Source organism: Erythrobacter epiphyticus (assembly GCF_034653295.1).
GTDB lineage: Bacteria > Pseudomonadota > Alphaproteobacteria > Sphingomonadales > Sphingomonadaceae > Erythrobacter.
In genome coordinates this window covers 299,506-313,674 of sequence record NZ_JAYEEU010000009.1, presented here as the reverse complement: position 1 = coordinate 313,674, position 14,169 = coordinate 299,506, and the positions used below count along the sequence as shown (strand labels likewise).

The 14,169-nt window shown below is 64.4% G+C and carries 11 protein-coding genes; 6 read left to right on the top strand and 5 right to left on the bottom strand.

Features of this window, described 5'->3' with window-relative positions:
* The 6 genes from SOQ14_RS12405 (at nucleotide 1) to SOQ14_RS12380 (ending at nucleotide 9,105) form a co-directional block, all read left to right on the top strand.
* Nucleotides 1-768 (top strand): recA-like protein, encoded by a 768-nt coding sequence (locus SOQ14_RS12405; RefSeq protein WP_322898433.1) that lies wholly within the window; start codon nucleotides 1-3, stop codon nucleotides 766-768.
* On the top strand, nucleotides 719-2,290 hold the full coding sequence (locus SOQ14_RS12400; protein WP_322898432.1) for a Y-family DNA polymerase: 1,572 nt from the start codon (nucleotides 719-721) through the stop codon (nucleotides 2,288-2,290). Before SOQ14_RS12405 ends, SOQ14_RS12400 begins: the two co-directional genes overlap by 50 nt.
* A 245-nt stretch (nucleotides 2,291-2,535) precedes the next feature.
* On the top strand, nucleotides 2,536-2,865 hold the full coding sequence (locus SOQ14_RS12395; RefSeq protein WP_322898431.1) for a PilZ domain-containing protein: 330 nt from the start codon (nucleotides 2,536-2,538) through the stop codon (nucleotides 2,863-2,865).
* A gap of 90 nt (nucleotides 2,866-2,955) precedes the next feature.
* Nucleotides 2,956-4,194 carry a putative DNA modification/repair radical SAM protein gene (locus SOQ14_RS12390; protein WP_322898430.1) on the top strand — a complete coding sequence of 413 codons (1,239 nt, stop codon included), beginning with the start codon at nucleotides 2,956-2,958 and terminating at the stop codon, nucleotides 4,192-4,194.
* Nucleotides 4,194-5,654, top strand: coding sequence for a UdgX family uracil-DNA binding protein (locus SOQ14_RS12385; RefSeq protein ID WP_322898429.1), 1,461 nt, complete (start codon nucleotides 4,194-4,196; stop codon nucleotides 5,652-5,654). The genes SOQ14_RS12390 and SOQ14_RS12385 overlap by 1 nt, the downstream gene beginning before the upstream one ends.
* Nucleotide 5,655: 1 nt before the next feature.
* A complete protein-coding gene (locus SOQ14_RS12380; protein WP_322898428.1) occupies nucleotides 5,656-9,105 on the top strand; it encodes an error-prone DNA polymerase in 3,450 nt (1,149 codons plus the stop codon).
* Between the two features lie 10 nt (nucleotides 9,106-9,115).
* On the opposite strand, the gene phoB is transcribed toward SOQ14_RS12380, so the two are convergent.
* The 5 genes from phoB to pstC form a co-directional block, all read right to left on the bottom strand.
* Entirely contained in the window at nucleotides 9,116-9,805 is a 690-nt protein-coding gene (phoB, locus tag SOQ14_RS12375; RefSeq protein WP_322898427.1) for a phosphate regulon transcriptional regulator PhoB, read from the bottom strand.
* Between the two features lie 156 nt (nucleotides 9,806-9,961).
* Nucleotides 9,962-10,633 (bottom strand): phosphate signaling complex protein PhoU, encoded by a 672-nt coding sequence (phoU, locus tag SOQ14_RS12370; RefSeq protein ID WP_322898426.1) that lies wholly within the window; start codon nucleotides 10,631-10,633, stop codon nucleotides 9,962-9,964.
* On the bottom strand, nucleotides 10,633-11,400 hold the full coding sequence (gene pstB / locus SOQ14_RS12365) for a phosphate ABC transporter ATP-binding protein PstB (protein WP_322898571.1): 768 nt from the start codon (nucleotides 11,398-11,400) through the stop codon (nucleotides 10,633-10,635). The genes phoU and pstB overlap by 1 nt, the downstream gene beginning before the upstream one ends.
* Nucleotides 11,401-11,417: 17 nt before the next feature.
* Entirely contained in the window at nucleotides 11,418-12,695 is a 1,278-nt protein-coding gene (gene pstA, locus SOQ14_RS12360) for a phosphate ABC transporter permease PstA (RefSeq protein ID WP_322898425.1), read from the bottom strand.
* Complete coding sequence (gene pstC / locus SOQ14_RS12355) at nucleotides 12,688-14,073, bottom strand: phosphate ABC transporter permease subunit PstC (RefSeq protein ID WP_322898424.1); 1,386 nt, start codon at nucleotides 14,071-14,073, stop codon at nucleotides 12,688-12,690. Before pstC ends, pstA begins: the two co-directional genes overlap by 8 nt.
* Nucleotides 14,074-14,169 lie beyond the last annotated feature (96 nt).

Below are 14,169 nucleotides of genomic sequence, written 5' to 3'. Positions count from 1 at the left end.
ATGAGTCGTTTTTCGCCCTCGCTGCCTGTACCATCCGTGGCCTCTTCCTATCCCGGCGGTGCGCGGCGTGCGGCTGCGCGCTGGCGACCGGGGCTGGCGAGTCAGCCCTTGCACAGTGAGATTTTCGCGCCTGGCCATCAGGCTTGCGGGGTCGGGCTGGCGCTGGCGCTGGCGCGCGATGCCCTGAAGGCAGCAGCGGACAGCGCAGACGCAGCGCGGCGGCACGTCCTGTGGGTGCAGGATCGCGCCGCGATCCGGCTGGGTGGTCGTCCCTATCTGCACGGCTTGCCGGCAGACCTGCGTTACCGGGTGATCCATGTCGCGGCGACATCGCCCGAAGATGCGCTGTTCGCGATGGAAGAAGGGCTGAAATGCCGCGATCTGGCCTGCGTGATCGGCGAGGTCGCGGGCAACCCGCGCACGCTTGATTTCACGGCCTCGCGGCGGCTCAGCCTTGCGGCCGAGCGGGCCGGGATTGCCCTGTGGCTGGTGCGGCTGGATGCCGCGCCCGATCTGTCCTCGGCGCGGATGCGCTGGCGGGCGGCAGCAGCGCCTTCGCTGCCGCCGCGCTGGAATCCCACAGCACCGGGCGCTGGCCGTTGGCACGCCGAATTGTTCCGGGCCCGTGCCCATCTGCCCGGAGAATGGATGCTGAGCGATGATGCAGGAGCCTTACGCGCCGAGCGCGTCTCCCCCCTTGCAGCCAGCCCGCCGGATCATGGCGATCTGGCTGATGGATCTGGCGCTCGATCGCTGGCGGCAGGTTAACCGCCTGGCGCGCGGCGAAGGGGCGGATGCTGCCCCGCTCGCGCTGATCAGCGATACGGCCCACGGCCCGCGCATTGATGCGGTCAACCCGGCAGCGCGGGCGGCGGGCGCAGCCGCGGGGATGCGCCTCGCCGATGCGCGCGCGCTGTGCCCCGCACTGGCCGCCGTTCCTTCTGATCCGGCGGGCGATCTGGCGTGCCTCGAAAAGCTGGCGCTGTGGGCGCAGCGCTGGGGACCGTGGAGCGCGCTCGACCCGCCCGATGGCCTGCTGGTTGATACCACCGGCGCAAGCCACCTGTTCGGCGGCGAAGCGCGCTTGCTCGCCGATCTCGCCGCGGCCTTCGGTCAGCGCGGCTTTGCGGCGCGCGCGGCGCTGGCCCCGACCGCCGGGGCCGCGTGGGCGCTCGCGCATTTCGCCGCCCATTCGCGGGCGCAACCCGCCATTCTCGCTCCCGGCGATGATCCCATGCGCCTGCTTGGCGATCTGCCGGTTGCGGCGCTGCGGCTTGATGGAGATGTCATCACCGTTCTGCGGCGGCTCGGGCTCAAGCGGATCGGCGATCTGGTCGGGCTGGGCGAGGGGGGCGATCCCGCCGCGGCGCGCGATGCGCTGCAACGGCGTTTCCGCAATCGCAAGTCTCCGGCGACCAATCCGCTGATCCGGCTTGATCAGTTGCTTGGCCTTGTTCCCGAACCGCTGCTTCCGGTCGTGGCGCAGCCCATGCCGCTGGTGCAGCGCCAGGTGACCGAGCCGATCCGCCACCGCGCCTTGCTCGATCGGGTGCTGGCGGATCTGGCCGCTGATCTCCAGCGCGAGCTCGCCGCGCGCGGCAGCGGTGCGCGCCGTGTCGAGCTTTTGCTGTGGCGGGTCGATGGCGAGGTTATCATGCGCCGGCTCGAACTGGCGGCGGCCACGCGTGATCCGGCGCATCTCATCGGGCTGCTGGCAGCCAAGCTTGACGGGATTGACGCCGGTTTCGGGATCGAGACCTTACGGCTCTGCGCGAGTTGGTGCGAACCGCTCCACGCTGCGCAGGCCGATATCGAGGCTGCCGCCGAAGCGCATGGCACCACGCTTGCGGGATGTCTCGATCGCCTGGCTGTCAGGCTCGGGGCAGGGGCGGTGACCCGGCCGGTGCCGCACCCCAGTCACTGGCCCGAACGCGCCCAGCGCTGGCAGGCGCCGCTCGAATCAGAGCCGGCTTCACAAGGCATGCTCAACTTCCATCAAAGACCACTGAAATTGCTGGATAAGCCCGAAAGTATCGCGGTGCTCTATGCCGCGCCTGATGGCTCGCCCCAGCGTTTCCGTTGGCGCGGCCAGGTGCGCGATGTTGTCCGGGTCGAGGGGCCGGAACGGATCGCGCCCGAATGGTGGCGCGAACGCTCGACCGCGCGGCTGCGCGATTATTACCGCATCGAAGATTCCTGCGGTGCCCGCTACTGGATTTACCGCCACGGCCTTGTTGGCGACGGGCGGGGCGGGGCGCCGCTGTGGTTCCTGCACGGGCTTTACGCCTGAACAACGGAATTCGCGAGGCAACTGCCCATTATCCGCTTGCCGGAAAATGCCTTAGGAAGTGACTGCTGTGCACCGCTGTTTGCCAAAATAAACAAGGCATTTCATGTGCCTATGGAAGATGTGCTCGCATGGACAGCTCTTGTGGTTCACGCGCTACGGGCTTTAACCACAAAATTCGCCTTTTTATCATGCTCATTTGTTGCGGCGCTTATCATTCCTTTACCGATTTGTGCGATCACCCGCGCATGAACCTCTACTCGATCCCACGTAACTCCGAACGCCGTCAGCTCAGCCTGCTGGTCAAGAGCCGGGTGCGTTCGCGCGAAGTCTATGTTGATCTCCTCGACATTTCCGAAAGCGGCTGCAAGATTCGCGGCAAGCCCGGTTTTGCCCAGTTGGGCGACCGGGTAATGATGCGCATGAACGGCATCAATGCGCCGCTCGGCACCATCGTGTGGATTGAAGGGGCCTTTGCCGGGGTTGCCTTCGAAGGCGAAATGCATCCCGCCGTTGTCGATTATCTGTGCGAGCAGGCAGGCAAGCGATTATCCTTCTTGCGTTCGCTGCGCCGCTGATACTCCCACCCGGTTCTTGCAAGCTTTGCATTTGGCCGAATCAAAGTAGGAACATATATAGAACACCTGTGTCCTTTCACAGGTGTTCCCATGGTTCAGCAGACGCTCCGGCAGAGACTCGAAATCCTCGCGGATGCCGCGAAATATGATGCCTCCTGCGCTTCATCCGGCACGGCGAAGAAAAACTCGCTGGGCGGGAAGGGCATCGGGTCGACCGAGGGCATGGGCATTTGCCACGCCTATGCGCCCGATGGCCGCTGCATTTCGCTGCTGAAACTGCTGCTGACCAATCACTGCATTTTCGATTGCCACTACTGCATCAACCGCAAGAGCTCGAACGTGGCGCGGGCGCGCTTCACCCCGCAGGAAGTCGCGGATCTGACGATCAGCTTCTACCGCCGCAATTATATCGAAGGCCTGTTCCTGTCCTCGGGCATCATCAAAAGCGCCGATCACACGATGGAGCAGTTGATCGAAACCGCACGCATCCTGCGCGAGGAGCATGATTTTCGCGGTTATATCCATTTGAAGACCATTCCCGAGGCGGATGCAGGGCTGATCCGACAGGCCGGTCTCTATGCCGATCGGGTGTCGATCAATGTCGAATTACCCACCAGCAAAGGATTGCAGCGGCTCGCACCCGACAAGAATGAACGCCAGATCGAAGGTGCGCTCGCGCAGACCAGCGCGCGCATCATAGAGGCTAAGGATGAAAGGAAGCGTTTCCGCCACGCGCCGCGCTTTGCCCCCGCCGGGCAATCGACCCAGATGATCGTCGGGGCTGACAGCGCGAGCGATGTCGACATCGTCGGCAAGGCGAGCCGGCTTTATGGCGCTTTTGGCCTCAGGCGCGTCTACTACAGCGCGTTCTCGCCGATCCCCGATGCAAGCGCCGTGTTGCCGCTCAAACGTCCGCCCTTGCTGCGCGAACACCGGCTCTATCAGTCCGATTGGCTGCTGCGCTTCTATGGCTACGGCGTCGAGGATGTCGCCAACGCGGCCGAGGCCGATGGCAATCTGCCGCTGGATATTGATCCCAAGCTGGCATGGGCGCTCAAATTCCGCGGCAGTTTTCCGGTTGATGTGAATCGCGCTGCGAAAGAGCAATTGCTGCGGGTGCCGGGTTTGGGAACGGTGGCGGTGAAGCGGATACTCGCGGCACGGCGGCACCGCCGCTTGCGGCTTGATGATGTGGCGCGGCTGACCGCTTCGATTGCCAAGGTGCGCCCCTTCATCTGCACGGTGGACTGGCGCCCGACACTGCTGACCGACCGGGCTGATCTGCGCGCAAGGCTGGCGCCTGCCGCGCAGCAGCTGGAGCTGTTCTGATGGCAGCGCGTTCCGGTGCCATGCCCTATGCCGCGATTGGCGCGCATTACGCCGTGCACCTGCCTGCGCCCGATGATGTCGCTTTCTGGCGGGAACGGGCGCGGGCGCTGATCCAGTGCGATGTGCCGCCTGATCGGGTTTCGTGGACCTTGCCGGGGATGGCAGGTGATCTGTTCGCCGGCGAAGCGCTTGCGCCCACGGATCGCCGCTTGCCCGTGCCGCCGGAAGATGCGCCCCCGGTGCGCGCCAACCGCCGCTTTCTCGGTCTGGCGAGCAAGGCGGCGCTCCATTCCGATCCCGAGCGGTTTGCGCTGCTTTACCGGGTGCTGTGGCGCTTGCAGCGGTTCCCGCGCTTGATGGAAGACCGCGCCGATCCCGATGTCCGCCGCCTGGAGGAGCTCGATAAAGCGGTGCGGCGTGATGCGCACAAGATGCATGCCTTTGTCCGCTTCCGCGAAGTCGAGGATGCGGATGGCGCGCTCCATTATGTCGCGTGGTTCGAACCCGATCACCACATCGTTCGCAGCGAAGCGGCGTTCTTCATGCGCCGCTTTGCCAATATGCGCTGGTCGATCCTGACCCCGCGCGGCAGCATCCACTGGGATGGCGAAGTCATGCGCGAAGGCCCGCCCGCGCGGCGCGAGGATGCGCCCAGTGGCGATCCGGTGGAGGATCTGTGGCGGTCTTACTACGCTTCGATCTTCAATCCGGCGCGGCTCAAGATCTCCGCGATGTTATCGGAAATGCCGCGCAAATACTGGAAAAACCTGCCCGAGGCCGAGCTTATCCCCGCGTTGATCGCCGGAGCACAGGCACGCGAGGCGGCGATGGTGGCGGCCGGGGCGCGTGAGGCTCGCGCCATGCCGCAGACATGGGACATGCTCGCCGCGCAAGTTCCGGCCTGCCGCGATTGCCCGATTGCGACCTGCGGCACCCGCGCGGTGCCGGGTGAGGGGCCGCGCGCTGCGACCCTGATGATTGTTGGCGAGCAGCCCGGTGATCAGGAAGATCTGGCGGGACGCCCCTTTGTTGGCCCGGCAGGGCAGGTGCTTGATGAACATCTTGCCGCCGCCGGGATTGATCGCGGCGCGGCCTATGTCACCAACGCGGTCAAGCATTTCAAGTTTACCTGGAAGGGCAAGCATCGCCTCCACCAGAGCCCCACGGCCAAGGAGATCGATACCTGCCGCTGGTGGCTGGAGGCAGAGCGCGCCTTGCTGCGCCCGCGCATCGTGCTGGCGCTCGGCGCCTCGGCGGCGCGCGGGCTGCTGGGCCGCACTGTCAGCGTCAACCGCGAGCGTGGCCGTGCGATTGATCTCGGCGACGGGACAGAGTTGTGGATCACTGCGCATCCTTCCTATCTGCTGCGGCTTGATGGTGCGGCCCGCGCGGAACAGACCGCGCGCTTTGCCGCCGATCTGGCACTGGTGCGCGCGCGGCTGAGGGCAATCGGGGGCTAGGATGCCCGATGCCCCGCTCACCCCTGATAAGCGCACGCTTGATATTGATCCTGCCGCGGTTGCAGCGCCGCCGCGCGCGCCCTTTGTGGAGCTCGGGTTGGCGAGTTGCTTCAGCTTCCTGCGCGGGGCTTCGGACGCGGTCGATCTGGTGCTCACCGCGCATGCGCAGGGCTATGATGCGATCGGGATCGCCGACGCCAATTCTTTTGCCGGGGTGGTGCGGCTGCATACCGAGGCCAAGGCGCTGAAACTCCGCCCGGTGATCGGCACGCGGATCGAGACGGTCGAGGGGCTGTGCTTCCTCGCCTATCCGAAGGATCGCGCTGCCTATGGCCGCCTCTGCCGCCTGATCAGCGCCGGACGGATGGCGACGCCTGAGGGCGCATGGCAGGACAAGGGGGTGTGCCAGATCACGCTGGCGATGCTGGCAGCGCACCAACAGGGCGTGCAGCTGATCCTGCTTCCGCCCGATGATCTCGCCGCGCGGTTCACCATTGCGGGGCCGAGCAACGTGGTGCCGCTGCGTGAGGCCTATGCGCCAATAAGCGCATGCACCGCCCCTTTCCCTGATCTCCTGCCGCATCTCACCGCTTTGCTGCCGAGCCTTGGCCACATTGCCGCAAGCTATCTCTATCGCGGGGATGATATCGCCCGGATTGACCGGCTTGATGCGCTCGCGCGCCAGCACGGTCTCACCCTGCTCGCCACCAATGATGTGCATTACCACGCGCCCCAGCGCCGCGCGCTGCACGATGTGATGACCGCGATCCGCCACAAGACCACGGTGGCCGCGGCGGGGCATCTGCTCTGGCCCAACGCCGAACGGCACCTCAAATCTCCGTCCGCCATGCAGCGCCTGTTCGCCCGCTGGCCCCACGCGATTGCGGCCGCGCGCGAGGTGGCGGATGCTTGCGCCTTCAGCCTCGATGAACTCAGCTACGAATATCCGCAGGAGATCTACCCGGACGGGCAGAGTCCGCAGGCCTTCCTCGAAAGCGAGACATGGGCCGGTGCGGCGCGGCGTTATCCCGAAGGCCTGCCCGATACGGTGCGCGCCACCCTGGAGCGCGAGCTCGCGCTGATCGCCAGGCTTGATCTCGCGCGCTACTTCCTCACCATCAAGGATATCGTTGATTTCGCGCGCAGTCAGGAGCCGCCGATCCTGTGTCAGGGGCGAGGGAGCGCCGCCAATTCGGCGGTCTGCTATGTGCTTGGCATCACCTCGGTCGATCCGGCCAAGCACCAACTGCTGTTCGATCGCTTCATCTCGGAAGAGCGCAAGGAGCCGCCCGATATTGATGTCGATTTCGAGCATGAACGGCGCGAGGAGGTGATCCAGTACATCTACCGCAAATATGGCCGCCACCGCGCGGGGCTGTGCGCGACGGTGATCCACTACCGCCCGCGCATGGCGATCCGCGAAGTCGGCAAGGTGATGGGCCTCAGCGAGGATGTGACCTCTGCCCTCGCACGCACCGTATGGGGCGGATGGGGGCGCGAGATTTCGGAAAAGCACGCCGCGGAAACCGGGCTCGACATCACCGATCCGCATTTGAAGCGCGTGCTCGCGCTGACACAGCAATTGATCGGGATGCCGCGCCATCTCGGCCAGCATGTCGGCGGCTTCATCCTCACCGAAGGCGCGTTGTCCGAGACCGTGCCGATAGGCAATGGCGCGATGCCTGAGCGCAGCTTCATCGAATGGGACAAGGACGATATCGAGGCGCTCGGCATCCTCAAGGTTGATGTGCTGGCGCTGGGGATGCTGACCTGCATCAGGAAATGCCTTGATCTGCTGCGCGCGCATCATGGCCGCGATCTGACGCTGGCCAGCGTGCCACGCGAAGACCCGGAAACCTACGCGATGCTGCGCAAGGGGGATTCGCTCGGGGTGTTTCAGGTCGAAAGCCGGGCGCAGATGAACATGCTGCCGCGCCTGCGCCCGCGCGAATTCTACGATCTCGTCATCCAGGTGGCGATTGTCCGCCCCGGCCCGATCCAGGGCGATATGGTGCACCCCTATCTCAAGCGCCGCCGCGGGGCGGAAGCGGTGCAGATCCCTGCGCCCGCGCCCGAACATGGCCCCCCGGATGAACTTACCAGCATCCTCGGGCGAACACTTGGCGTGCCGATCTTTCAGGAACAGGCGATGAAGATCGCGCTGGATGCGGCGAAGTTCACCAGTCTCGAAGCCAACCGGCTGCGCAAGGCGATGGCAACCTTCCGCAGCCGCGGGATGGTGGACGAGCTTCAGGACATGATGGTCGAACGGATGGTGGCGCGTGGCTATGATCGTGACTTCGCCCAGCGCTGCTTCAACCAGATCCGGGGTTTCGGCGAATATGGCTTTCCCGAAAGCCACGCGGCGAGCTTTGCCCAACTGGTCTATGTCTCAAGCTGGCTGAAATGCCATTTCCCGGCGGCCTTTGCCTGTGGCTTGCTCAATTCGCAGCCGATGGGCTTCTATGCCCCCGCGCAGATCGTGCGCGATGCGCGCGAACATGGGGTGGCGGTGCTGCCGGTCGACGTGAATGCGAGCGCGTGGGATTGCACGCTGGAGGGTGAGGGCGAGCCTTTCGCCCTGCGTCTTGGCCTGCGCCAGATCGACGGGCTGCCCGAACATGTCGCTGCCGCGCTGATTGCCGCGCGCGAGGCAGGTGGGCCGTTCCGCGATATCGCCGATGTGCGGGAGCGGGCCGGGCTTTCGCCTGCGCATATCGAACGGTTGGCAAGCGCGGATGCCTTCACCTCGCTGGGCCTGACCCGCAGGCAGGCCTTATGGGATGCCCGCAGTCTGATTGCTGCCCCCGATCTGCCGCTGTTCCGTGCAGCAGCGGTGCGTGAGGAAGGCAGCGAGCGCATGCCGGTGCGCCTGCCGGCCATGCCGCTGTCCGAGGAAGTGGTGGCGGATTATCAGACCACGCGCCTCAGCCTCAAGGCGCACCCGCTGGCCTTTCTGCGTGCCGATCTGGCCGAGCGCGGTTTTGTGCGCGCCGCCGAGCTGCGGGAGCGCAAGTTCCGCAGCATGGTGAAGGTCGCGGGCGTGGTGCTGATCCGCCAGCGGCCCGGCAGCGCCAAGGGCGTGACTTTCATCACGCTCGAGGATGAGACCGGGGTGATCAATCTGGTGGTGTGGCCCGATCTCAAGGAGAAGCTGCGCAAGGTGGTGATGGGTGCGCGGCTGATGGAAGTGCGCGGGCGGGTCGAATATGATGATGAGGTGATCCATGTGATCGCCGCGCACATGGAAGATGCGACCCCCGCCTTGCACGCGCTGTCAGACGATCTACTGGCTGCGCCCCTCGCGCGCGCTGATCATGTCAACACACCCTTGCAGGGACGAAGGCCGCCTGCACCGCGCGACATCATTGACGACCTTGCGCCCCAGCCCAATGTCACCGGCCATCCGCGCGATCATCGTATCTTGCCGAAATCGCGGGATTTTCATTAGCCGATGCGCGTTACACCGGCTCCAGCGCGTAGCCGGCCGAGCGGACGGTGCGGATCGGATCCTTGCCGCCATCGACAGTGATCGCCTTGCGCAAGCGGCGGATGTGAACATCGACCGTGCGCAGTTCGATATCCGAGCTGGTGCCCCACACGCCATCGAGCAACTGCCCGCGGCTGAACACGCGGCCGGGGCTTTCCATGAAGAATTTGAGCAGGCGGTATTCGGTCGGCCCCAATTGCAGCGCCTTGCCGCGACGCTGCACCTTGTGCGCGACCGGATCGAGCCGGATATCGCCAACCTCGATGGTCTCGCCTGCCAAAGCCGGGCGGATGCGACGCATCACCGCAGCGACACGGGCGAGCAATTCACGCGGGGAAAAGGGCTTGGTCAGATAATCATCCGCGCCGGTTTCAAGGCCGCGCACACGATCATCCTCGGCCTCGCGCGCGGTCAACATGATGATCGGCACATGCGCCGTTTCCTTGTCGCGGCGCAGGCGGCGGCAGACCTCGATGCCGCTGGTGCCTTCGATCATCCAGTCAAGGATGATGAGATCGGGCACATCCTCGCTGGCCATCACCAACGCATCATCGCCATCGCCGGTAACCCGGACCTGATAGCCTTCGTTCTGGAAGCGATATTCGAGCAGTTCGGAGAGCGCAGGATCGTCTTCGACCAGCAGCAATTTGGCAGCGGACATAATGGCCCCTCAAAATCCGCCAAGCGGGCGGCGTCTTGGCCTATGTTTCACTTGCGCTACAATTTGATGAAACCGCACCGGCTTTTGCACAGATCCCTGTGCACCAAAACGCCGCAAATCCGCGCCGAACTGCACAAAAATGCGCGAAAACAGTGCTTAGCGGTGATCATCCGGCGGATAGGTGCCGGTGGCGGCAAAATGCACCATTTCCGCCACGTTGGTCGCGTGATCGCCGATACGCTCGATATTGCGGGCCACGAACAGCAATTGCGCCGCGCTGGAAATGGTGGCCGGATTTTCCACCATGTAGCTCACCAGATTGCGGAAGATCGAATTGTAGAAGGCATCGACCTTGGCATCGGTGGCGATCACCTCGCGCGCCAGATCGGGATCACGCGCGGCATAAGCGGTGAGCACATCATGCACCATCTCGCCGGCCAGTTCGCCCATGGCAGGGAGCAGGGTGAGCGGCTCGAATTCGCCGCGCCGCTCGATCATGCCGACCCGCTTGGCGATGTTCTTGGCATAGTCGCCAATGCGTTCGAGCACGCCGCCGATCTTGAGCGCTGCGATCACTTCGCGCAGGTCATCCGCCATCGGCGCGCGCAGCGCGATGATCCGCACTGACAGCTTGTCGACCTCGGTTTCAAGCACGTCGAGCTTCTTGTCGCGCGCCACCACCTTGTCGGCCAGCTCGACATCGCCGCGCACCAGCGCATCAAGCGCTTCCTGAATGGCGACTTCGGCAAGGCCGCCCATCTCCGCGATCAGGCCGCGCAGCCGGGTGATGTCCTCGTCGAATGCCTTGACCGTGTGTTCTGCCGCCATCAGCCGTACCGTCCTGTGATATAGTCCTTCGTCCGCTCCTCGATCGGATTGGTGAAGATTTCCGAGGTAGGCCCGTATTCCACCATTTTGCCAAGATGGAAAAAGGCCGTGCGTTGGCTGACCCGGGCAGCCTGTTGCATCGAGTGGGTGACGATCACGATCGCATAGCGACCGGAAAGCTCGTCAATCAGTTCCTCGATCTTTGCCGTGGCGATGGGATCGAGCGCCGAGGCGGGTTCGTCCATCAGAATCACTTCGGGATCAACCGCAATCGCGCGCGCGATGCACAGGCGCTGCTGCTGGCCGCCGGAAAGCGCCGTGCCCGAGTCCTCGAGCCGGTCCTTCACCTCGTCCCACAGGCCCGCGCGCATCAGCGAGCGTTCGACAATGATGTCGAGATCGGGCTTCTTGTCGGCAAGGCCATGGATCTTCGGCCCATAGGCGATGTTTTCATAGATCGACTTGGGGAAGGGGTTGGGCTTCTGGAACACCATGCCCACCCGGGCGCGCAGTTGCACCACGTCCATCGCATCCGACAGGATGTTCTCGCCTTCGAGCTCGATCCGCCCCGTCACCCGCGCGGTGCCGATGGTATCATTCATGCGGTTGAAGCAGCGCAGGAAAGTCGACTTGCCGCAGCCCGACGGGCCGATGAAGGCGGTGACATAATCGGGCGAGATATCGATCGAGACGTGATCGATCGCCTGCTTGTCGCCGTAAAAGACGCAAACATCACGCGCCCGGATCTTGGCGCTCGCATCGTCCATATTGGGGTGGATTACAGTCACCAGTTTTTCTCGAATTTGTTGCGGAGGTAGATAGCCAGGCCGTTCATGAGCAAGAGGAACGCGAGCAGCACGATGATAGCCGCGCTGGTGCGTTCGACAAAGCCGCGATTGATTTCGTCAGACCACAGAAAGATCTGCACCGGCAGCACGGTGGCGGGCGAGGTAAAGCCTTCGGGCGGGGTGGCGACAAAGGCGCGCATCCCGATCATCAGCAGCGGCGCGGTTTCACCGAGCGCGCGCGCCATCCCGATGATCGTGCCCGTCAGCATGCCGGGCAGCGCCAGCGGCAGGACATGGTGGAACACCACCTGCACCGGCGATGCGCCCACCGCCAGCGCGCCATCGCGAATCGAAGGCGGCACCGCCTTGATCGCGTTGCGCCCGGAAATCACGATCACCGGCATCGTCATCAGCGCGAGCGTCATCCCGCCGATCAGCGGGGCCGATCGCATATTGGGGAAGACCGTCAGGAACACCGCAAGCCCGAGCAGGCCGAAGATGATCGAGGGCACCGCGGCCAGATTGTTGATCGAAACCTCGATCACATCGGTCCAGCGGTTCTTGGGGGCATATTCCTCGAGATAGAGCGCCGAGAGCACGCCGACAGGGAAGGCCAGCACCAGCGTGATGATCATGGTGAGGATCGAGCCCTTGAGCGCCCCCCAGATGCCGACCGCCTGCGGACTGGTGGCATCGGAACGGCTCATGAAGCCCCAGTCCCAGTTCTTGGCGAGCTTGCCTTCGCTGGCCAACTGCTTGGCGAGCGCCTGCATTTCGGGCGGGCCTTCGCCGCCCAGCCCCGACGCTAGATCCGAAGATGCGGCGAGTTGGAACGTGCGGGTGCCGGTGATCAGCGCCGGATCGGCCATCAGGGCAGCGGCGACATCGCGCCACGCATCGGGCGAGAGTTGGGCTGCGGCGGTCTCGCCCAGTTGATCCTCGGCATAGAACGCCACCACATCGGGCAGGCCGCCCATTTCGAGCGTCTGCAAGGCGCTGGGCGCGGTGAGCGAGATCGCATCGCCTTCGACTCCGGCCTCGGCAAAATTGATCGTCACGGGCATTTCCGCGCGCTGGAAACCGGCAAGGCCATTGATGAACATATTGCCGAGCAGGAACACCAGCACCGCCACCGACAACACGACGGCGGAAAGGCCCATCAGGCGGAAATTGCGTTCGGCGCGGTAACGCCGCGCAAGGCGCTGCTCGAAAGCAGGCGTGCGCGTGGGTCGAACGCCAGCGGATTCGGCGGCGAGGGCAGCGGGACTATTCATAGGCTTCCCGGAAACGTTTGACGACGCGCAGCGCAATGAAATTGAGCGCGAGCGTGACCATGAACAGGACAAAGCCAAGCGCGAATGCGCTCAGGGTAGCGGGGTGATCGAAATCGCCTTCGCCGGTCAGCATCTTGACGATCTGCACGGTCACCGTGGTCATGCGGTCGAGCGGGTTGAGCGTGAGATTGGCGGCGGTTGAAGCGGCCATCACCACGATCATCGTCTCGCCAATCGCGCGGCTGACCGCGAGCATGATCCCGGCGACGATGCCAGGGAGCGCAGCCGGGAACAGCACCCGGCGGATCGTTTCGGATTTGGTGGCTCCCATCGCCAGGCTGCCATCGCGCATTGCCGATGGCACCGCCGCCATCGAATCATCCGCCATCGAGGAGACGAAGGGAATGATCATAACGCCCATCACGATCCCCGCGGCGAGCGCGCTTTCGGTCGAGGCGTTGGACATGCCGAGTGCGACGGCGGCATCGCGGATTGCAGGCGCGACAGTCAGGGCGGCGAAATAGCCATAGACCACGGTTGGTACCCCGGCGAGAATCTCGAGCATCGGTTTGACCCAGGCGCGCACCTTCGGATCGGCATATTGGGTAAGGTAGATCGCACTCATCAGGCCAAGCGGGATCGCCACGACCATGGCAATGATCGCACCGATGAAGATCGTGCCCCAGAACAGCGGGATCGCGCCATAGCGAGTCGGATCGACCGCATCGACCGGGGTCATCGGATCCGGCCCCCAGTAGGTGCCAAACAGGAAGCCGACCGGCGAAACCATGCCAAAAAAGCGAATGGTTTCAAACACGAGGCTGGCAAAGATGCCAAAGGTCGTGAGGATCGCGACCAGCGAGGCCAGCAGCAGGATCGCCATCACGATGCGTTCCACCCGGGTGCGGGCACGGAAATCGGGTCGCAGCTTGAGGAAGGCATAGGCCCCGCCGCCAAAGCCGATCAGCACGGTTACGATCAGGCCGATCAGATTATACTGACGGATTGCCGCGCGGAACGGTTCGACCAGCGGTTCGGCGCCATCGTTGAAGACACCCGGCGCAGCGCCAAGGGCGACAGCGCGCGCTTCGGCCAGCCATGCATCGCGTTCGAATCCGAACGTCGGCAAGGTCTGCGCCGCGGGCGAAGCCAGCACGCTCTGTACCACCAATTGCGGCGCGATCAGCAGCCACAGCATGATGAAGCCGAGCACCGGAAGGCCGACCCACAGCGCAACATACCACGCATGATAGATCGGGCGCGCGGCGGGGCGCGCCTTGGGATCGCTGCTCTGGAAGCTCCACGCCTTGGCCCGGCCTGCCAGCCATCCGGCAAGGGCGAGCCCGATGGCAATGAGGAGCAAGGTAATCGGCGACATGAACGTGAAAACCTGTGTGACGAAGCGAAACGGGGCTGAGCCGCGCGGGCGCTTAGCCGCACACCCCCTGCCGTTTCAACACCCCTTATCCGCGCC